The 20,634-nt window shown below is 66.3% G+C and carries 16 protein-coding genes; 13 read left to right on the top strand and 3 right to left on the bottom strand.

All coding sequences use genetic code 11. The features are described 5' to 3' along the window. Positions 1 to 84: 84 nt before the first annotated feature. From F0U60_RS50520 to F0U60_RS50505, 4 genes are all read left to right on the top strand, one after another. Positions 85 to 5,391 carry an AAA family ATPase gene (locus tag F0U60_RS50520; protein ID WP_395825803.1) on the top strand — a complete coding sequence of 1,769 codons (5,307 nt, stop codon included), beginning with the start codon at positions 85 to 87 and terminating at the stop codon, positions 5,389 to 5,391. 129 nt (positions 5,392 to 5,520) lie between these two features. Further along, positions 5,521 to 6,012 carry a hypothetical protein gene (locus F0U60_RS50515; protein ID WP_395811706.1) on the top strand — a complete coding sequence of 164 codons (492 nt, stop codon included), beginning with the start codon at positions 5,521 to 5,523 and terminating at the stop codon, positions 6,010 to 6,012. Beyond that, on the top strand, positions 6,009 to 6,833 hold the full coding sequence (locus F0U60_RS50510) for a hypothetical protein (protein ID WP_395811705.1): 825 nt from the start codon (positions 6,009 to 6,011) through the stop codon (positions 6,831 to 6,833). Before F0U60_RS50515 ends, F0U60_RS50510 begins: the two co-directional genes overlap by 4 nt. Before the next feature lie 50 nt (positions 6,834 to 6,883). Beyond that, positions 6,884 to 7,765 (top strand): GNAT family N-acetyltransferase, encoded by an 882-nt coding sequence (locus tag F0U60_RS50505; protein WP_395811704.1) that lies wholly within the window; start codon positions 6,884 to 6,886, stop codon positions 7,763 to 7,765. A gap of 15 nt (positions 7,766 to 7,780) precedes the next feature. Here the strand turns inward: F0U60_RS50505 and F0U60_RS50500 are convergent, their stop codons facing one another. Further along, the gene (locus F0U60_RS50500) at positions 7,781 to 8,431 is read right to left on the bottom strand and encodes a cytochrome P450 (RefSeq protein WP_395811703.1); all 651 of its coding nucleotides are present in this window, start codon (positions 8,429 to 8,431) and stop codon (positions 7,781 to 7,783) included. 232 nt (positions 8,432 to 8,663) lie between these two features. On the opposite strand from F0U60_RS50500, the gene F0U60_RS50495 reads away from it, so the two are divergent. Then, positions 8,664 to 9,599, top strand: coding sequence for a class I SAM-dependent methyltransferase (locus tag F0U60_RS50495; RefSeq protein WP_395811702.1), 936 nt, complete (start codon positions 8,664 to 8,666; stop codon positions 9,597 to 9,599). Positions 9,600 to 9,896: 297 nt separating this feature from the next. Next, positions 9,897 to 10,904 carry an isoaspartyl peptidase/L-asparaginase family protein gene (locus tag F0U60_RS50490; protein WP_395811701.1) on the top strand — a complete coding sequence of 336 codons (1,008 nt, stop codon included), beginning with the start codon at positions 9,897 to 9,899 and terminating at the stop codon, positions 10,902 to 10,904. Positions 10,905 to 10,926: 22 nt separating this feature from the next. On the opposite strand, the gene F0U60_RS50485 is transcribed toward F0U60_RS50490, so the two are convergent. Further along, the gene (locus F0U60_RS50485) at positions 10,927 to 11,376 is read right to left on the bottom strand and encodes a thioredoxin family protein (RefSeq protein WP_395811700.1); all 450 of its coding nucleotides are present in this window, start codon (positions 11,374 to 11,376) and stop codon (positions 10,927 to 10,929) included. A 278-nt stretch (positions 11,377 to 11,654) separates the two neighbouring features. Here F0U60_RS50485 and F0U60_RS50480 point away from each other — a divergent pair, with 278 nt between their 5' ends. The 6 genes from F0U60_RS50480 to F0U60_RS50455 all read left to right on the top strand — a co-directional run bounded on the left by F0U60_RS50480 (position 11,655) and on the right by F0U60_RS50455 (position 18,452). Continuing rightward, positions 11,655 to 12,953 carry a universal stress protein gene (locus tag F0U60_RS50480; RefSeq protein ID WP_395811699.1) on the top strand — a complete coding sequence of 433 codons (1,299 nt, stop codon included), beginning with the start codon at positions 11,655 to 11,657 and terminating at the stop codon, positions 12,951 to 12,953. A gap of 19 nt (positions 12,954 to 12,972) precedes the next feature. Continuing rightward, positions 12,973 to 13,824 (top strand): helix-turn-helix domain-containing protein, encoded by an 852-nt coding sequence (locus F0U60_RS50475; protein WP_395811698.1) that lies wholly within the window; start codon positions 12,973 to 12,975, stop codon positions 13,822 to 13,824. A 51-nt stretch (positions 13,825 to 13,875) separates the two neighbouring features. Further along, positions 13,876 to 14,640, top strand: a complete 765-nt coding sequence (locus tag F0U60_RS50470) for a hypothetical protein (protein ID WP_395811697.1) — start codon at positions 13,876 to 13,878, stop codon at positions 14,638 to 14,640. A gap of 1,842 nt (positions 14,641 to 16,482) precedes the next feature. Then, a complete protein-coding gene (locus tag F0U60_RS50465; protein ID WP_395811696.1) occupies positions 16,483 to 16,716 on the top strand; it encodes a hypothetical protein in 234 nt (77 codons plus the stop codon). Positions 16,717 to 17,030: 314 nt separating this feature from the next. Then, the gene (locus F0U60_RS50460; protein ID WP_395811695.1) at positions 17,031 to 17,744 is read left to right on the top strand and encodes a hypothetical protein; all 714 of its coding nucleotides are present in this window, start codon (positions 17,031 to 17,033) and stop codon (positions 17,742 to 17,744) included. Between the two features lie 225 nt (positions 17,745 to 17,969). After that, positions 17,970 to 18,452: a VOC family protein gene (locus tag F0U60_RS50455; protein ID WP_395811694.1), complete on the top strand. Its 483-nt coding sequence runs from the start codon at positions 17,970 to 17,972 to the stop codon at positions 18,450 to 18,452. A gap of 240 nt (positions 18,453 to 18,692) precedes the next feature. On the opposite strand, the gene F0U60_RS50450 is transcribed toward F0U60_RS50455, so the two are convergent. Further along, positions 18,693 to 19,184, bottom strand: a complete 492-nt coding sequence (locus F0U60_RS50450; RefSeq protein WP_395811693.1) for a hypothetical protein — start codon at positions 19,182 to 19,184, stop codon at positions 18,693 to 18,695. A 337-nt stretch (positions 19,185 to 19,521) separates the two neighbouring features. Between F0U60_RS50450 and F0U60_RS50445 the strand changes: the two genes are divergently transcribed. Then, positions 19,522 to 20,529: a hypothetical protein gene (locus tag F0U60_RS50445; RefSeq protein ID WP_395811691.1), complete on the top strand. Its 1,008-nt coding sequence runs from the start codon at positions 19,522 to 19,524 to the stop codon at positions 20,527 to 20,529. Positions 20,530 to 20,634 lie beyond the last annotated feature (105 nt).

Genomic DNA, 20,634 nt, shown 5'->3' with positions numbered 1-20,634 from the left:
CGGGGACGGGGGGTGGCTTCTGGTGGGAATGAATTCGGTTGTACGCTCTTTGACTCGGAGGGGGGCTGGTCGACCTGAGCCATGATGTTTGACATCCCGGGTTACAAGATTCTCGGCACGCTGCGCTCCACCGGCTTGAACGTGCTCTTCCAAGGGGTGCGCGAGTCGGATGGCCTGCCGGTCATCATCAAGACTCCCGCGACGGCCGCCACGGGCCCGCGCGAGCGCGAGCGCTATCGCCGGGAGTTCAGCATCCTGCAACGGCTGCGGGGGGTGAGCGGCGTGGTCCGCCCCTATGCCCACGAGCAGGTTCTCGAGCGCCCGGTGCTCCTGATGGAGGAGGTGCTGGGCGAGCCCCTGTCTGAGTCCGTGGGCCAGCCCATGGAGGTGCTGCGGTTCCTGGAGCTGACCATCCCCCTCGTGTCGATCCTCGCGGAGATCCACCGTCGCGGCGTCATCCACAAGGACATCAAGCCGTCCAACATCGTCGTCGAGCCCACGGGGAAGACCCGGTTGGTCGACTTCGGGGGAGCCTCACTGCAACGGGTGGAGCACCTGGAGGCGGCACCGGCGCACCTGATTGAGGGGACGCTGGCGTACATGTCGCCGGAGCAGACCGGGCGGATGAACCGGTTGGTGGACTACCGCACGGACCTCTATTCGCTGGGAGTGACGTTCTACGAGCTGCTGACGGGAAGCCGGCCCTTCCAGGGGCGGGATGCGCTCGAGTGGTTCCACGCGCACATGGCCCAGCACCCGAAGCCGCCTCAGGAGCTGGTTTCGTCCATTCCCCTGGCCCTGTCGGCCATCGTGATGAAGCTGTTGGCCAAGACGGCCGAGGAGCGCTACCAGAGCGCCGAGGGGCTGAAGGCCGATCTGGAGCAGTGCCGCGAGAGGCTGCGCGAGGGGAAGCTCGAGATGTTCCCGTTGGGCACCCGGGATGTGCCCCAGCGGCTCTCCCTGCCGCAGCGGCTGTATGGGCGCGAGGCCCAGGTGTCCACGCTGCTGGCGGGCTTCGAGCGGATCGTCCACGGAGGACAGGCGGAGCTGATGCTGGTGCGCGGCTACTCGGGCATCGGCAAGTCGTCACTGGTGCAGGAGCTGCACAAGCCGGTGGTGCAACGGCGAGGCTTCTTCCTGCGTGGGAAGTTCGAGCAGTTCCAGCGAGACATTCCGTACGCGACGCTGGCACAGGCGATTCGAGGGCTGGTGCAGCAGTTGCTGGCGGGCAGCGACGAGGAGCTGGCCCAGTGGCGTGAGCGTCTCCAGGAGGCCTGGGGGGACCAGGGCCAGCGCATGGTGGAGCTCGTCCCCCAGCTGGAGCTCATCGCGGGCAGACAGCCTCCGGTGGAGACGCTGCCTCCCTCCGAGGCACGCACTCGCTTCAATCAGGTGTTTCGCAAGTTCCTCGGCGTGTTCGCCACGCGGGAGCATCCGCTGGTGGTGTTCCTGGATGACCTGCAGTGGGCGGACGCGGCCAGTCTGCAATTGTTGCAGCACCTGCTCACTCACTCGGAGGCGCCGCCCCTGTTGCTCATTGGGGCCTACCGGGACAACGAGGTCAGCCTCTCCCATCCGCTGATGCTGTCCCTGGAGGCGGTGCGCAAGGCCGGCGCACAGGTGACGGACATCCTGCTGGAGCCGCTGAGCCAGGAGCAGGTGGAGCAGCTGGTGGCGGATACGCTGCCGGGAGCGGGACGGGAGGTGGTGGAGCCGTTGTCAGAGCTGGTGCGGGAGAAGACGGGCGGCAACCCGTTCTTCCTCAACCAGCTCCTGCTGGCGCTGGACCAGGACGGGCTGCTGGTGCGCACGGCGGAGGGAGGGTGGCGGTGGGACGCGGAGGGTGTCCGGGCGATGGGGTACTCGGACAACGTGGTGGACTTCCTGGTGGGCAAGCTGCGCCAACTCCCCAGGGAGGCGCAGCGCCTGCTGCACCTGGCCGCGTGCGTGGGCAACGTCTTCTCCCTGTCCATGTTGAGCACCCTCTCGGAGCTGGGGGACGTGGGGGCGGTGGAGCTGGGATTGGGGCCCGCGCTGCAGGAGGGCCTGGTGATGCGGGGAGGCCCGGAGCAGTACCGCTTCCTGCATGATCGCATCCATCAGGCGGCCCATGCGCTCATCTCGGAGGAGGAGCAGAAGGCCATCCACCTGCGCATCGGCCGGGTGATGCTGGAGAGCCTGACAGCCGAAGAGCTGAGGGAGAAGCTCTTCGACGTGGTGAGCCAGCTCAACGCCGGGGCGGAGCTGATGAAGGAGCCGGAGGAGCGCCACCGGCTGGCGAGGCTGAACGCGGAGGCGGGAGCGAAGGCGATGGCGTCCATCGCGCATCGGCCCGCCATCACCTACTTCACGAAGGCGTTCTCACTCATCCCAGGAGACCCGTGGGAGACGGACGAGGCCCTGGCCTTCAAGGTGAGGCTCGACCAGGCGACGTGCGAGCTGATGAGCGGCAATGCCCCCGAGGCGGGTCGTCTGGCCGAGGAGCTACGCCCCCGAGCCCGTACCCGCGCGGACATGGTGGCCGCCTACCGCCTGAAGAATGACATCTGCTTTGGAATGGGCCGGATCCTGGAGGCCCGCGACTGCTCGCTGGAATGCCTGGCGCTGCTGGGCATTCCGATTCCCGTGAATCCCTCGCAAGAGGAGGCGACGGCCGCCTATGAGGAGGTGCGGGCGCTGATCGGGGACCGGCCCATCGAGAGCTTCATCGACCTTCCGCCCATGACGGATCCGGACGTGAAGCTGGCGATGCTCACCCTGGCCGGACTCTACTCGTCGGCGTTCTTCACCAGTCCCCATCTGTTCACCATCGCCCTGTGCCGGATGGTGTCCCTCACCCTGCGTCATGGCTTCACGGCGGAATCCGTGACCGGCTTCGGCTGGCTGGGGGTGATGTTCGGCCCCTTCTTCAAGCGGTACCGGGAGGGCTATGCGCTGAGCCGGCTCGCTCGCGAGCTCGTCGAGCGTTACAACCTGACCCATCGGCGGCCCAACGCCCTCTACAGCATGCAGTACGTCTGTTATTGGAGCCAGCCCTTCTCCGTCACGCAGGAGGTCATCCTCAGCGCCTTCCACCATTCGGTGCAGATCAGTGACGTCCTGACGGCTTGTTACTGCGTCATGTCCATCATCCAGAACCGCATCGCCAAGGGGGATGACCTGGATGATGTCTACCGGGACACGGTGCAGCGAGCCGACTTCGCGCGCAGGGCTGGGAGCGTGGACGCGCCGGACATCATCCTCCTCCATCAGCGCTACGTGCAGCTGCTGCGCGGGTGCACGCTCTCGTTTGACACGCTGAACGGGGAGGGGTTCGACGAGCGCGCCTTCGAGGCGAGCCTGACGTCCGCGCGCATGAGCTCCCTGCGAAGCACCTATTGGCTCATCCGGCTCAAGTCCCGCTTCATGTGTGGCGCCTTCTCGGAGGCGATCGAGGCGGCGGACAAGGCGACCGGGATGATGTGGGTCATGAAGTTCAGCATCAGCATGCTGGACTTCCACTTCTACCGTGCCCTGGCGTTGGCCGCGTGCTGTGAGGGACAGGGGGCGGAGGCACGGGCGAAGTCGCTCGAGGCCCTCCAGCAGCACCACGCGCAGCTCGCGGAGTGGGCGGAGAGCTGTCCCGAGACCTTCCGCGCCCCGGAGCGGATGGTGTTCGCGGAGCGGGCCCGGCTCGAGGGGCGCTCGGAGGATGCGACCCGCGCGTATGAAGAGGCCATCCGTCTGGCCCGTGAGAATGGTTTCATCCATTTCGTCGGCATCGCGGCGGAGCTCGCGGCGAACTTCTGGCGGACGCGGCAGGCGCCGACGGTGGCCCTCGCCTTCGCGCGTGATGCCCGGGCGGCGTACCTGCAGTGGGGCGCCCGGGGCAAGGTCCAGCACCTGGAGGCCCGGTGGGAGGGTCTGGCACCCTCGCGAGACGCCGAGGAGCACTCGACCTCCACCACGGACTCGACGCAAATCGACGCGCTCTCGGTGGTGAAGGCGCAGCAGGCCATCTCCCGGGAGATCGTCCTGGAGCGGCTGGCGAACACCCTGATGCAGGTGGCCATTGAGAACGCCGGAGCCCAGCGGGGCGCCCTGCTGCTGCCGAGCGGGGACACGCTCTCGATCGCGGCCGTCTCGAGCGCCTCGCCGGAAGGTGCCGTCTTTCCGTTGGGAGAGGGCGCCCACGAGCTGCCGTGGACACTCATCGCCTACGTCAAACGGACCCAGGAGCACGTGCGCATCGACGATGCCTCCCAGCCTCATCCGTTCTCGTCCGACGAGTACCTGCAGCGCGGCGGAATCCGGTCCGTACTGTGTCTGCCATTGATGAGGCAGGAGGTGTTCTCCGGGGTGCTGTACCTGGAGAACAACCTGGCCACCAACGCCTTCAGTCCAGCGCGCTTCGCGTTGTTGAGTCACATCGCCTCGCAGGCGGCCATCTCCCTTGAGAACGCGCGGTTGTACGCGGATATCCAGAGGGGCGAGGCGGCCCTGCGTCGGGCCAACGATGAGCTGGAGCGGCGGGTGGACGAGCGCACGCGTGAGTTGAAGGAGGCGCAGGCCCGGATGGTGGACATGGCTCGCGAGGTGGGCATGACGGAGGTGGCCTCCAACGTGCTGCACAACGTGGGCAACGTCCTCACCAGCGCTGTCATCAACATCGAGCTGATGCGAAGGGCCGTGGGCTCCTCGCGTGTGAGTCGAGTGAAGCAGGCTGCGACCTTGATCCTGGAGAACCGAGGGACCCTGGCGGAGTTCCTTGTCCGGGATCCGCGAGGCAGCCAGCTCCCGGACTATCTGGCCGGACTCTCCGACGAGCTGCTGCGCGAGCAGGAGAAGTTGATGGGAGATGTGGAGGCGATGGCCCGGCACATCGATCACATCCGCGCCATTGTCCAGGTGCAGCAGACCTACGCCAAAACCTCGCTCATGGAGGTGGAGTGTGACCTGGCGCAGTTGGTGGATGACGCCCTGCGCATCCAGCTGGGCTCGCTCAAGCGCCACGGCGTCTCCATCATCCGCGAGCTGTCCGCGGTGCCGAAGGCGCAGGTGGACAAGCACAAGGTGTTGCAGATCCTCATCAACCTGCTGAGCAACGCGAAGAACGCGCTGGACGTGTTGCCAGAGGGGCAGCGGCTGCTGCGTGTGAAGCTCACCTCGGAGGAGGGGAGGGCGCGCATCCAGGTGACGGACAACGGCATGGGGATAGCGCCGGGGGTGCGCGAGAGGCTCTTCGCGCATGGCTTCACCACGCGCAAGGACGGCCACGGCTTCGGCCTGCACGCGAGCGCGCTGGCGGCTCAGTTGATGGGAGGGAGCCTCACGCTGGAGAGCGAGGGCCCCGGTAAGGGCGCCACGGCCACCCTGGATCTCCCCCTTCAACGAGAGCCAGGTCTGTCATGAGCGCGGAGCAGGAGCGTTGACCGCTTTGCTCCTTCTCCGCTCATCCGTGGCCGGGTATAGGGGGGGGATGCTTGGAGCCCCACATCGAGAACCCGACATGTCTGGAAGCCGCTCAAGGACCTCGAGCTGATGAAGTTCCAATACCCCATGCTCGGGAGGCGCTCGAATCGAAGCCTCGTGCGCGTCTCGTCCACGGGGCTGGAGGAGTATTGCGAAGGTCGGCGAGTCCAGTGTGAGGAGGATTGCCTCGCGAGTAGCAGGCCGGTCTGGGTCGGCCACTGGAAATATGAACATGTCAAGACACAGCCGTGGCGAGAAGCCAAGAAGTGGTGGTGCCCGGACCACTGCAGGAAGCAGGCAGACATGTGCAGGCGGCGAATGGGTAGCTGGGCCGAGGACTACGCAGCAGAGTTTGATGAGATAGAGCCTGCGGTTGATTGGATCAAGAATCATCGCGAGGAGATTCTTGTTGGCTCCGTCATTGTCATCGCTGGAGTTGTCTTCGTTGCAGCGGTCGCCGCCTCGGGTGGAGGTGCTCTCGTCCTGATGCCACTCGTGTTTGTCGCGGAAGCGTCCCCAGGGGGGCCCACCACCCCCTCCATTGTGGAGGCCGCCCTTTGAGCATCTACGACTCCCTCGTCAGCGCGTCACAATTTGCCACGGCTCAATGGCGAGTCGCGCAGCTCGAGGGGAGAGATGAAGAAAAGCGGCTCTGGTCTCTTGTGAACGAGTACAGGGCATTTATCGGTGAAACAGGTCAGGTCTATCTGTTTGAAGACTACCTCAAGGCGGGTTCTCCTACGTCACGCCCCCACGTGAGCACGACCCTCGAGGCGCATAAGGATGCGACCTCGCGAAGGGTCATGGAGCTTCTTGTGAAGGCCTTCAACGAGACTCCCGAGCCTGAACAGAAGCGGTCCGCGAGCGTTCTCATCCATCTGCTCAACTTCATCGCCGACACTGGGCAACTCGATGCCCTCGAGGACTACGTCAACAACCGCCTTGAGTATGCCCCGCTCGCCATCGCTTGTTTCACGAAGCGCGATGAGGCAGAGGCCTGGCTGAGGGGACTTGCTGAGCCACCCAGCCCGACACACATCCTCATTGGCGATGAGTACTATCGGGTCTGGTCTTCGCGTGAAGACAACACGCGCGGTATGTACCGCGACTTCGTCATAGAGCCGTACATCGAAGAGCTCGCCGCCAGGGGTATTCCTCCCTCGGCGCCATCCTTCAAAACCCATGAGGAAGCAGGGGCGTGGCTGAAGATCCACCCAGCCGCTCCCTTTGCGTTCGTATCAGTTGCAGGGGAGCACTACCTCGCGGTGCACCACAAGCGGCTGACGCACCACTCGCTTCACCCTGTGGCCTCCTCCCTGATGGAGTGGGAAGAGAAGAAGCGGGCTGCCGAACGAGAGACGGCCCCAGAGGATGCTGACTGAGGCCGTGCTCATTTCTTGGCGCTACACCCTCTCGAAGTTAGGGAGACCCCATGAAGCAGAAGATCTCTGGGTTCCATCTCGACGGTGAAGGCCACTGGGTCGCGGAGCTTGAGTGCGGCCACCGGCAGCACATGCGCCATGAGCCGCCGTGGATGGCGCGTCCCTGGGTCCTCACGGAGGAGGGACGGCGCAGTCGGCTGGGGATTGAGCTCGACTGCAAACGCTGCGATGAGGCTGGTCTCGCTGTCGCCGAGGCGGTGCGCAAAGCCTTGGTGTCAGCGGCGCTCGAGGCCTATGAGGATGCAGGTTTGAGCGGTCTTTGTGCCGAGGGGCGCTGGGAGTTCGCGATGGATGCGATCCGCGCGGCACGGCTCACTCCTTCCATCCAGCGCGCCCTCTCTCACGGTCACAAGGGGGCTGCCATCGAAAGTGCTCGCCTGATTCTCCGTCCCCTTCAACTGGAAGATGCGCGCGCCGTCCAGCGCCTGGCGGGCGACCGCGAGGTGGCGGAGAACGCGGCGGGAATCCCGTACCCCTTCGAAGACGGAATGGCAGAGGCCTGGATTTCCTCGCTGGATGCTCGCTCGCATGTCTTCGCGCTCTGCCTGCCTGACTCTGGCGAGATGATCGGCGCGGCCGGTCTGGTGGAGGCCGCGGAGGAGCGCCCCCGCACCGCCGAGCTCTCTTACTGGCTCGGGCGTGCCTATTGGGGGCAGGGATTCGGCACGGAAGCGGCTCAGGCCCTGGTCCGCTACGGTTTCGAGACCCTCGGCCTGGAGTCCATTCACGCCAACTGTTTTTCTCGTAACCCCGGCTCCCGGCGCGTGCTGGAGAAGGCCGGGTTCCGGCACATCGGTCGCGAGGAGAAAGCGCTCCACCACCTGGGACGGGACGAGGACCTCGAGCGTTTCATCCTGACCCGGCCCTCCTGAGACTCAAGATGCGGCTCAGCGCGCGGTGATGAGGACCGGGAGCGCTCTGGAGGGTCGCAGCGTGATGAGGGGCTCGGGCGTCGGTGTGTAGCCGGCCACCATCCTCGGACGGTGGTGCTGCGCGAGCGTCGCCAAGATGAGCGTGCCCTCCATCAGCGCGAAGTTGTTGCCGATGCACTGACGCGGACCTCCGAGGAACGGGAAGTACGCGTACCGGGGCCTCGCGGCGATCTTCTCGGGTGTGAAGCGGTCCGGGTCGAAGCGCTCGGGTTCCGGCCAGAACTCCTGCCCCGCCATGGCCGAGATGCGCGCCCGATGGAAGGCCGGTTGTGCGAGCCGGCGCTGCTTGAGCCACGTCTCGCCCTGGCTCGTGAGCAGGCCATCGCCGACGATCCGGCGGACCATGGCATAGCTGTAGTGGTCCTTCGTGTAGTTCTTCACGTGGTCCTGCAGCACGTGCTTGCGCCCGTCCGGGTGCGTCACGAGATAGGCGCGCCCGGGGCCGAAGCGGTACTGCGCCACGGGCCCGTGCTCCGCCGCCGTCCGCGTGAGCCAGCCCAGGACGTCCTTCCGGACGTCGCGAACGACTCCGATGAGGGGGAGCCCCCGCGGTCCGGTGGCAATGCGCGGCGCGGCAGGCGGTGGAGCCGGGGACGGGGCAGTCATCAGGAGACTTCGGGAAGGCTCGCTCGGTCTCCAGGGGAGCTGCCTGGCCCGAGCCTCTAGAGGCTAGTGGAACAGGGTGCAACACCGCGAGCCCCCTAGGGCGGACTTCTACCGGGACGGGTTGTCTGGCAACATCGGACAGGTTGACCGACAGATCGAACGAGCGCGGCCCTGACGTGGAGCTGCAACCACCGCTTGTTGCCTCGCCCGGTTTGCCGGGGGGAGCGTGCACGTGAATCAAGCGAAGCAAACGAAGCAGGAGCGGTACTCCTATTCATCGATGCCCGCCGGGCTCGTCAGCCGCGTACGTGAGGTCCAACACCTCTACCGCATGTGGCAGGAGGGCACGATCCAGCAAGTGGGCTTCACGATCGAAGCCGTCCGTCAGTGCGAGAAGCGGATTAAAGAGGCCTTCGGACGTGAGCTCGAGGGGCTGGACATCCTCGACGTCGGTCCCGGCCAGCAGCTCAAGCACATGAAGGTGCTCTCGGTGAAGAACCGGGTCACCGGCATCGACATGGACATCGTCCCCCAGGGCTTCGACCTACGCGAGTACGTGGCGATGCTCCGGTACAACTCGGTGCTCCGCACGGCGAAGACGCTCACGCGCAAGGTGCTCGGCTGGGATGAGCTCTTCGAGAAGACGCTCGCGAGAGATCTCTCCGTCCCGGGCTTCCGGCGCCTGCCCGTGTACCGCATGGACGCGAAGCAGATGTCCTTCCCCGACGCGACTTTCGATGTCGTCTGTTCGTGGTCGGCCTACGAGCACATTGCCCAGCCGCGCGCCTCCCTGCAGGAGGTGACCCGCGTGCTGCGTCCGGGCGGTGTTGCCTATATCGCCGTCCACCTCTACTCGAGCCACACCGGCAGCCACGATCCGCGCACCTATACGAACGGCGGGAGGGACCTGCCGTGGTGGCCGCACCTGCGCCCCGCCCACCGGGATGCCGTGAAGCCGAACTGCTACGTGAACGAGATCCGCATGGACGAGTGGAAGCGGATGTTCGAGGAGACGATGCCCGGCGTGCGCTTCGTCTACGAGCGTCAGGATGAGCTGGCGCCCGCGCTGCGCGAGCTGCGGGAGAAGGGCGAGCTCGCGGGTTACTCGGATGACGAGCTGCTCACGGTCGGCCTCATCGGCATGTGGCAGAAGCCGCATCGCAGCTAGCGGTGTAGGTCCCCTCTCCCTCTGGGAGAGGGCTAGGGTGAGGGTAGCCGAGTCCGTTCTTCAACCCGTGGCCCACCGTGTGGACCGGGGATTCAACCCGGGTTCACTCGATACCCTCACCCCGTCCCTCTCCCAGGGGGAGAGGGAATATTGGAGGGCAGACGCAGAGATTCTCCGAGGACTCAACGCATGCTCGTTCCGCTTCGTCGTGCTCTTGCCACCGCTACCCTGTCGGCCTTGCTGCTGCCGCTCGGGTGTTCTACGGCTCTCACCTCCAAACGGGAGGAAGAGAAACTCATGAGCGCTTCTGACGACGTCTCCAGGCCCGCCCCCCGGTGGGGCATCGTCATCCACGGCGGCGCAGGCGTCATCAAGCGAGAGTCCCTCTCCCCCGAGCGCGAGGCCGCTGTCCGCGCCGTGCTCAACGAGGCCCTCCAAGCCGGTCACTCCGTCCTCGCCCAGGGCGGCTCCAGCTTGGATGCCGTCACCGCTGCCATCCGCGTCATGGAGGACTCGCCCCTGTTCAACGCGGGCAAGGGCGCCGTCTTCACCCATGACGGCAAGAACGAGCTCGATGCCGCCATCATGAGCGGGAGCACGCGTGCGGCCGGTGCCGTCGCGGGCCTGCACCACGTGAAGAACCCCATCACGCTCGCGCGTGCCGTGATGGAGAAGTCTCCGCATGTGATGATGATCGGCGCGGGTGCCGAGGAGTTCGCGAAGCAGCAGGGCGTGGAGCTCGTCCCCGAGAGCTACTTCTACACCGAGGAGCGCTGGGAGTCCCTGCAGCGCGCCCTGGAAGCGGAGAAGAAGCAACAGCAGGCGCCCGCCGAGCAGGGTCAGCCCCAGGGGCCCTCGACCTTCTGGGAGCACCCCGCGGGCCGCGAGCACAAGTTCGGCACCGTGGGCGCGGTGGCGCTGGACCAGGCCGGCAACCTCGCGGCGGGCACCTCCACGGGTGGCATGACGAACAAGCGCTTCGGCCGCGTGGGCGACGTGCCTGTCATCGGTGCCGGCACGTATGCCAATGAGCGCTGCGCCGTCTCCGCCACCGGCCATGGCGAGTACTTCATCCGCTACACCGTCGCGCGCGACATCTGCTCCCGCATGGAGTACCTGGAGCTGCCGCTGCTCGAGGCCGCCAACCAGGTCGTCCTGGATGTCCTCGTGAAGGCGGGCGGCGAGGGCGGTGTGATCGCCATGGACGCGCAGGGCAACGTGGCCATGCCCTTCAACTCGGCGGGCATGTACCGCGGCTACGTGGGTCCGGACGGCGTCGCGTCCGTCGCCATCTTCAAGGAGTGACGCTCGGCTCCCCCTCGTGCGCTCATGCCGAAGCCCAGGGTCCTCCGCCCTGGGCGGCCGACAGGGCCCAGCGCTCCAACTCCGGCTGCGGCATCAACCCGCTGCGGCGCGCCACCTCGCGGCCACCGGAGAAGACGACGAAGGTGGGAATGCCCCGCACGCCGAGCTGGCTGGACGCCTGGGGATTCGCGTCCGTGTTCAGCTTGAGGACGAGGAGCCGGCCCGCCTGGGCGTGCCCCACGGCCGTGAGGATGGGGGCGGCGGCGCGACACGGGCCACACCAGGGCGCCCACAGGTCCAGCAGGATGGGCACGGGCGAGGCCCTCACCGCCCGCCACAGTGACTCTCCGTCCACTTCCTGAGGCGCACCCGACAAGTCGAGCGGACGCTGGCACCGGCCACAGGTGGGCTGGCCGGGGGGATGGGGCTCACGCACGCGGTTGAAGGCGCCACAGGACGAGCAGCGGTACATGGGGAACCTCCAGGGCTTCTCTGATGAAGGGGCTTCTCCGGTGAAAAGGTAGCGATGAGAGGGGGGGCGAGCGCGATGCCAGGAGGGCCGCTCGTGCGCCCTGGGAGCGGGCACGCAGGCTTTGCGGTGCGGTGCGTCGGGCGTGCAGCTTTTACACGGGGCACGAGGCGCGATTTTACCCCCGCTCGGAGGGGCCTCGGCTGGCTAGAGTGCCCGGCACGGGACGTGAACCGACCTTTACCCAAGACCCGGGCCCTAAGCCCGTGTGCGGAGCCGTTATGACCATCCTCTGTGCTACCCACTTCTCGGACGCCGCCCAGCGAGCGACCACGGCCGCGGCGGAGCTCGCGCGCAAGCTGAACGAGCCCCTCTTCCTGGTGCACGTGCTGCCAGGCGACCTGGCGCGTGCCTTCGGGCAGACGCTGCACGACACGGCGACGTCGGCGCTGCAGGACGAGGTGCGGCGGGTGGAGAAGCTGGGGGCGCGGGTGAGCCACCAGCTCCTGACGGGTGAGCCGGCCGAGGAGCTGGCGCGCTTCGCCCAGGAGAAGGGCGCGGGCCTGGTGGTGACGGCGGGGCCCACGAGCGCCTCGCCTTTCCTGGGCGTCGGTGGCACGGTGGACCGGCTGGCCACGGCGTTGTCGGTGCCGCTGCTGGTGGTGCGCGACGTGGAGCCCTTCGAGGCGTGGGTGGCCGGGAAGCGTCCGCTGAAGGTGATGTTGGGCGTGGACCGCTCGCAGCCCTTCGAGGCGGCGCGGGACTGGCTGCGCGGGCTGCGGCGCTATGGCGAGGTGGAGGTGGTGGCTGGGCGCGTCTACTGGCCGCACGAGGAGTACCAGCGGATGGGCCTGGCGCACCCCCATGTCTTCCAGGACGTGTCGCCCGAGCTGCGTCGCTCGCTGGAGCACGAGGTGCGCACGCTGGTGTCGCCGCTGGAGACGCAGGACCAGCCGCCGGTGCGCCTGCGGCTGGAGGCCGGGGTGGGGCGCATCGCGGACCACCTGGTGGCGCTGGCGGCGGACGAGAAGGTGGACCTGCTGGTGGTGGGCTCGCACCAGCGGCGGGCCATGGGCAAGCTGTGGAGCGTGTCGCACCACGCGCTGCGGCTGGCGAAGATGTCGGTGGTGAGCGTGCCGGTGACGGTGGCCGCGCGCGGCTCGGCGGTGCCCATTCCCGAGCTGCGCTCGGTGCTGGTGGCCACGGACTTCTCGGACGCGGCCAATCGGGCCATTCCGTATGCCTTCTCGCTGCTGCCCAACGGTGGCTCGGTGTACGTGGTGACCGTGGGCGAGGCGCCGCAGGTGACGGAGTCCGAGCGGGATTTGCGGCAGCGGCTGCACCAGCTCATGCCTCGGGACGCGGACGCCCACGGGCGCAAGGTGCAGGTGGAGGTGCTGGCGGGCCAGGATGTGGCGACGGCCATCCTCCAGGCCGCGCAGCGCTTCGACGCGGACGTCATCTGCGTGGGCACGCACGGGCGCACGGGGTTGAAGACGTCGCTGATGGGCTCGGTGGCCAAGGCGGTGATGTCGCACGCCGACAGGCCCGTGATGGTGGTGCGTCCGTTCCAAGGGTGACGCGCGAGCCAGTGGTCTCATGCTGCACTCGCACTCCCTTCCCGCCCCCGCCCCGCTCGCTCGCCACGTGGAGTGTGTGTGGCGTCTGACGGGGCAGGCGGAGAAGGACCTGCGCGTCCCCATCCTGCCGGACGTGGCGGGGGCGGATGTGGTGCTGCAGCTCGGTGAGCCCGGGCGGCTCGTGGAGGAGGGCCAGGTTCGCCCCCTCCCCGAGCGCTTCGTGGTGGGCGGGCTGGGGCGTGCGCTGCTGCTCGAGCCCGTGGGCGCGGTGGACGTCCTGGGCATCCACCTGCCTCCCGCGTGCGCGTGCCTGCTGGGGTCGTCCGCGGCTGCGCTGCGCGAGCGTGTGTTGCCTCTTGCGCAGGTGGCTCCGGGGCTCGATGCCGCGCTTGCCGAGTGGGCTCGCCAGCGCCCTGGAGGGGAGGTTGCTCTCGAGGGGCTGTGGCCTTTGATCTCCGAGCACCTGCGCCCGTGCTGTGACGCGCTCGTGTGCGAGGCCGCGCGGGCCTTGGCGGGTGCCGACAGCCCGCCCGTGGCAGAGTTGGCGGAGACGTTGGGAGTGTCTCGGAGGCAGCTCACGCGGCGGTTTCAGGATGCGGTCGGGGTGCCACCGCGTGACTTTGTGCGCTTCGCGCGGATGGCTCGGGCGTGGCGCGGGGCGGCCACCACGCCGGACAGGAAGCTCGCGGAGCTCGCGGCCGAGGCGGGGTACGCGGATCAGCCGCACCTGGACAGGGACTTCCGGGAGCTCGCGGGAGCGCCGCCGTCGCGTGCCCTCGGGAAGGGCCAGCGCGTCGTCGCCACAGTCGAGGAGGAGGCGCCTTCCGCCGTGTCCCCTCCGTACAAGTCCCGCCCCCCTCCGAGGGGATAGACCTCCCGTCATGACGAGGCGGACGACTCCGCCTCACTCGTGGAGGACTTCATGGACATCGCTCTCTCGACCCCTGCTCGGCTGCCTGCCCTGGAGCGTGGACGTTCTTTCCCCTGGGTGTCGTTGGTGAGCCGGACGCTGCTGTTTGCTGCGTTCCAGGCGGTCATCGCCGCCGGGTTCGCGCTGTCGGGCCGGGAGGATGCGTGGAGGGCCTCGGCGGCCTGGTGGCCGGTGACGGCCGTGCTGACCAACATTGTCTCCATCGCGCGGCTCTGGAGCCAGACGTGGTGCGAGGGCAGGAGCCTGCGTTCGCTCTACCAGGTGGACGGGCGCCACGTGGGGATGGACCTGCTCGCGCTGCTGGGGGTCCTGGTGGTCGCGGCGCCGATGGCACAGCTTCCGAACATCGCGCTCGCGACGCTGCTCTTCGGGGACCCGCAGCGCGCGCTCGAGATGTTCGTCCTGCCCCTGCCCACGTGGGCGGCGGTGGCGGCGCTGGTGCTCTTCCCGCTGACGATTCCGTTCTCGGAGCTGCCCACCTACTACGCGGATGCGATGCCCCGGCTGGAGGCGTGGGGCCTGGGTCGCATCCAGGCGCTCGCGGTGGCCGCGTTCTTCCACTCCGCGCAGCACGCCACGCTGCCGCTGCTCTTTGACGCGCGCTTCCTCTCGTGGCGGCTGTTCATGTTCCTGCCCTTCGCGCTCACCGTGGGCGCGGCGGTGCGGTGGCGTCCCAGCCTGCTGCCGTGGTTGATGGTGGTGCACGGACTGCTCGACGTGTCCGCGGCCTGGCTGGTGTTCGCCGCGTCGCGGTGAGGCAGCTACGGCACTCCTGAAGAACCTCGAAACCGAACGTCCTCTTGAGCAGCTCGGCCCAGTCCACTCGCGGCGTCCTCTCCTTCTTCGGCTCCTTCCTGGCCGCTGCCTCAGGTGCCACGCTCGCCCCCTCCTCACCTGCTTGGGGGAGCAGAAATGGCCGCAATTTCGAGCCTGGAGCGAAGACACCGTGGAACCTCGTGAGGTTTGCCCGAGGCGGAGGCACCAAACCAAGGGGGGTCAACGTTAGTGGCGCGAGGGGGTTCGTTTCTGCTGTCGCTCTACACTCGTGGAGCGGCGTGGAGGCTCCATTCACCCCCCTGGTGACAACTGTTACCACCCCCGCGGAAGCGGTGAGCGCCCCTGGCACGGGCATCGAACCGACCTGTTTATGGGGGGATCCATGGGGGACGACCTTCCTCCATCGGTCTGTGGAGGCCTCCCGGGTAATGACTGGAGTCACCAGGGGGACCGGGCCTCGGACTCGCCCGGATTCGGCCCTGGTGATGGCTCCGGGATGCCGAGGTTCAAGAACATCCGGCACTTGGGATTTCCAGGGAGCACCCCACGGTCCTGGCATGTCTCCTGCTGTAGACAGGACTCGCGCAACCTGACTCCCGAAGGTGGGCCCATGAAGGCCTGCCGGTCATCGGTATTCATACGTACAATCCCCCAAGCAGGACGTTCCTGGCACCCGGTTCGACCACATCAACCCGGTGCAGCAGCACGTCAGTAATCAGATCGTTCAGCAGAAGCTCGATTCCTGGAAGGCGAGTGGGGTGACTCAGCCGATCTCCGTGCCGGTGTACGTCGCGCCGAACACGGGCAAGCTGACGCTCGCCGGTGACAAACCATTCATCTTGCCGGGACCGGCCTGGCGGTGAAGTGTACGACGCTCAGTGGGCGGAGTAGAACGCCGGCAGGGTGCGACCCTTCCGCTCATCCGGGTCCAGCTTGTGCCGCTCCAACCCTTCATCCGGCACGCTGTCCATGGCTTCCCATATCTGCATAGGTTCCTCCTGAAGTCTTTTCGTCCTGCGCAGCATCATCGTGAATATGGGACTGGCATGACTACCGAAGCTGCGCGCGCCCGAGTGCCGGCGCAGGCTCGAGCAGGGCTGGAAGCTCAAGGCACCGCAGATACAGAACCTGGAGGATGGCTTCTCGCTCGCGGCCCTCAACTACCGCCAGATGGCGCTGATTGCCGCCGCCTTCACCTTCCAGGCCGCCCACCAGCAGTTCCCCCAAGCAGCAGGAGCGGGGGAGGCGAGCGTGGCGCGCGAGGCAGCGGCCAGGAAGGAGCCGCAGAAGGAGAGGACGCCGCGAGTGGACTTTCGGGGAACGCCAAAGGAAGACGTTCGACTTCGACGTGTTCGCCTGCGTGAGGTGTGGAGGCAGGCGCCGGGTGTTGGCGTACGTGAAGGGACCGGCGGGCTTGGGCAGGTGGGGGGCAAACGATGGATTGGTGCTTCGGCGACGTCATGCGACTCCTCCTCGAACCAGCAGGACCGGGAGACAGACTCGCACGGCACGCTCACGCGGGGAGCGGCACCCGGGGCAATGCGTATTTCACCAGAAACTGGAGTGTGGACTCCGGGCCATGAGAAACCAAGAACAACCTGGATGTATTGGCCCAGATTGACAAATCATACAGTTTCAGGAATAAATACTAAGACGGGAATTCAGCAGGACTCCCGGCATCCAGGACCCCCTGACTGCTGCTCGGGAGCGCCTCGCCTGGCGGAACAGGGAGTCGCAAGGTGGCCGTCTGGCGTCAAGACCAAGAAGAGCTGAACCCGTCGTCGCAACCAGTAGCACACAATCAACAAAAGGAGTTGAACCGTGCTCAAGGCATTGAAGGCTGGATTGTTCGGACTGGCCCTGGGAGCGTTGGGCGCCGTGGCGCTTCCCACACAGGAGGCCGAGGCGCAGATCCAACCGATGTTTCCCTGCTGTTCGAGCTGCAACCCCAACTATCAGAACTGCGTGAACAGCGCTGGAAACAACCCGTCGATCATCGCGGAATGTGTGCAGACCCGCAGCATGTGTGAGAGACTCTGTCGCCACACCTGCTGAGCCCCCGCCAGGAGCGGCCACGGTGCGGCTCCGGATGTACCGGGTCACAATGAGCAGCCGCTTCGCCTGAGCGCACGCGCCGGGCGGAAGCCCAGCCTCGTCTGCTTTCGCGCAGGGAATCCGACAGACATTGGCGAACTCAGACAGGCAGCGGGGGCAGCCGGCGCGTGGTCGCTCCAGCGTGTACGCCGGGACGAAGGAGTTGGGGCGGCGCGTGAAGCGCTGCTCCAGCCCGTCAGCTTCGCCAATGCGAAGCAGGGCCAGGACCGGGGGGCTGGTTGACGTTGGGCTCCTTCGGGCTGGGCCTGCTGGGGATGGCCGAGCCGCTGCCAGTAAACATGGGCCTCGGTGGCCAGTTCCCGGACGCGCGGGCGCCGGGTGTCGAGGCTCCAGAGCGTCTGGCCAGTTCGAGCTGCACCGCGGCGCGTCGAGTCCCTCGTATCGATTCCTTTGACACCCTCTCCGGCTCCGCTCATCGTGGTGGCGGCGAATTCGTCGCCATCACTGTCCACCCAGCGCCTCACCTCAATCCTATGAAACGAACCTTCCTTGCCGCATCACTCGTGCTGCTCCCCTTGACGTTTGCCTGCCAGCCGGAACTCGAGGCGACGGCGGTCCCGTCCACCGCTCAGAGCCCGGATGAGACCATCACGCTGGAGAAGAAGAGTTTGGCCGGGGTGCCCTTCGTCACCCTGGAGGCGGTCGAAACCGCGCGGTCTGAAAGCCCATGGTACGTCTACGTGGCGACGGACTACTACGTCACCTTCTGGGCCGATCGCGCCCGTACCAACCCCGTCAATCTGGGCGCCGCCATCCAGCTGAACTACGTCTCCACGTACTCTGACTACAAGTACAACACCTCGATGAGGTCCAACCTCAGCACCAACCTCCAGCCTGGCAGTCACAGCTATTACATTGGAAGTGGCACCTATGAATGCGACTACGATGCGAATGGCAATCCTGATCATCGTTGCGGTGAGACCTGGTTCTCCCTCAGGAACGGCGTTGGCTATGACGGGAGCTACTGAGCGCTAACGACTCATGAAGCGAGGGGGCACCCTGAGGACCCTCTCGGGGCCCCTGAGAGGGTGTCAAGCCCAAGTCCTCGATGCGTGGAGTGGGGACGGGTCCACTCCTGGAGGCAGCGGGAAGCGAATTCGCAACAATCGTGGTTCAGCGCAGAACGTCATCGAACAGCGGCTCGCGTTCGGATGTTTGAATGCTCGAAGCCCTGCGCGGTATGCGTTTCGACCATGGAAACCAACATGCTTCATCGGGGCCGTCTCATCGACCATCTCCAGTTGGTCGTGCGAGATCTTGCGGCCAGTAAACGCTTCTACTCGGCTGTTCTCGGAGCGCTGGGCATTCCTCTCGGCGGAGAAGGCGCGGACTACTTCTGGGCAGACGAACTGTTCGTCTCCTCTGAGAATTCGCGTGCGGCGGCCGGAGCACTGACCGGTCGAATGCACTTCGCCTTTCAGGCGACATCTCGTGAGGCTGTCGAGCGCTTCCACGTCGCCGGGCTGGAGAACGGCGGCCGGGACAACGGAGTTCCGGGCGTCCGTCCCTACCATCCCGGCTACTACGCGGCCTTCCTGCTCGACCCTGACGGGAACAACGTGGAGGCGGTGTTCCATGGGCCCGCGAGCCCTCCCCTCCCTCCCCGGAACACGTCGAAGTCGAACGTCTTCTCAGCAGTTGAGCATAAGAAAAGCTGGGCCTGTGGGTTGTCTTGAGCGCCTCAACACCACGCGGCCTGGGGTGGCCCTCGCGCCGGGGCTCGCCTCGCACCTGCAGTGGCCAGGCCCAGGTGCTTCACAATCGCGCGGGCTCAATAGATGAACAGAATGGGCTGCTGCTGGTTCGGCGCGAAGAAGCCGGGATAGAAGGCGGCGAAGCGAGTGCCCTCACCGAACCGATAGGGTGAGTAGCCTGGAACCACGGCGAACAGGTTCCCGTCCCGCGTGCCCGTCACTTCAACGTGGGATGGATGGATGGATGGTGAGTTGATCTACCTCCGCGGTCCCCGGCCCCCCTGCGGTTCCAGGGGCCGACGTCCAATCCGCCGCGAGCCTCGTGGTTTGCAGCGTGCTCGGGTTCAAGCGGTGAATATAGGTGTGGACCCATCTTCCGCCCATGGCCCGAACATATTCGCCTCCGGAATAGGCGGCCACGAGTCCCTGGTCATTGACCGCGATCGCGATTTTCGGTTCGAGTAGCGAGGTTCCCAGCTCGACGGTCGTGGGCACCAACGAGCACGTATCGGACGAAACGACCGCACTCTGAACGGAGACTCTGTAGAGGGGCAGCGGGAAGGTCCCACCCGTATCAACGTCCTGCAACACCTTGATCGTATAATCGCAGCCCTGCCAGGACGCCTGCGCCGTCTTGATGACGGGCAGCTCCGCATGAGCCGCTGAACCCAGCAACGTGACCATTCCAAAAGCAATCGTTCCGAGGATGCGCATGAACGAAACCTCACATGTGAGCCCGAAAGGTGTCCGCGAGGGTGGGCCGGTGAGCGGATGTCAAAGAACTCAAGTTCTGAGAGGGGACAAAGAGGCACCCGGTGGGCTCCCGCCGTGCCTAGTGACAGCAGTCACCACTGATGACTGCGCTCTCCAGGGAGAGCCGGTGACGGCGGTCACCATTCGGGCCTGCGTGCGGCCCCACCTCCACGTAAACCCTCGTAATCACGTTCATCTCCGGACTCATCAGCCCTGGCACGAGCGCTGCACCAACGCCTTCACGTCAAGGCGTTCCCCTCTCGCGGCAACAACCCCCTTCCATTCCGGAGACAAGTCCATGCGTATCGACAAGAGCATCCCGATGACCTCGATCCCCGATTTCAAGGGTCCCTCCAAGAAGCCCGACATCAGCCTCTCGCCCCGCCCGGACATCAACGGCAAACTCCCGGACAAGAAGCCCGACATCAAGCTGTGCGGCCGCAGCATCGCAGACATCGGCAGCTCCTTTGCTCCCCTCCCGGACAAGAAGACCGACATCAAGCTCGACAGCGGGCCCAATCTCTCGCCCCGCCCGGACATCAAGGGCAAACTCCCGGACAAGATGCCCGACATCAAGGACATCAAGGACATCATCTCCGACTGCGGGATCAAGCCCCCCGACCTCGAGCTCGACAGAGGGCCCAAGCTCTCGCCCCGCCCGGACATCAACGGCAAACTCCCGGACAAGATGCCCGAGCTCAAGGGCAAACTCCTGGACAAGATGTCCGAGCTCAAGGGCAAACTCCCGGACAAGATGCCCGAGCTCAAGGACATCATCCCCGACTGCGGGATCAAGCCCCCCGACCTCGAGCTCGGCAGAGGGCCCAAGCTCTCGCCCCGCCCGGACATCAAGGGCAAACTCCCGGACAAGATGCCGGACTTCAACCTCGACGGGTTCAAGCCGGGTGCGCCGAAGATGAACAGCAAGCCCGAGGATCTGGTGCTCGACCTCAGGACCCCGCCTCCCGCGTCCTCGAGGGAGAAGAGCATCAACCTCAAGCCCGAGGATCTGGTGCTCGACCTCAGGACCCCGCCTCCCGCGTCCTCGAGAGAGAAGAGCATCAACCTCAAGCCCGAGGATCTGGTGCTCGACCTCAGGACCCGCCTCCCGCGTCCTCGAGGGAGAAGAGCATCAACCTCAAGCCCGAGGATCTGGTGCTCGACCTCAGGACCCCGCCTCCCGCGTCCTCGACCATTGACTGATGCTCGACACCTCGTCTCCCGGGAAGGGCCCCAACTTGCCCCGCGACATCATAGTCGATTGATGCCGAGTCCTTTCTGGCGACGGCTCGGCTCGGAACCGTGAGCGCCGGCGAGATTCAGTAGCGCAAGCTCGGCGCCCATGGAGGCCTGAGCGCCTGGGCCAAAGCACCGAGCAAGGGGGCCGCCGGGCTGACCCGGCGGCCCGTGC

This window comes from Archangium minus (assembly GCF_044360475.1).
GTDB lineage: Bacteria > Myxococcota > Myxococcia > Myxococcales > Myxococcaceae > Archangium > Archangium minus.
The sequence above is the reverse complement of the archived record's forward strand: the minus strand, read 5'-3'. Positions and strand labels throughout refer to the sequence as shown.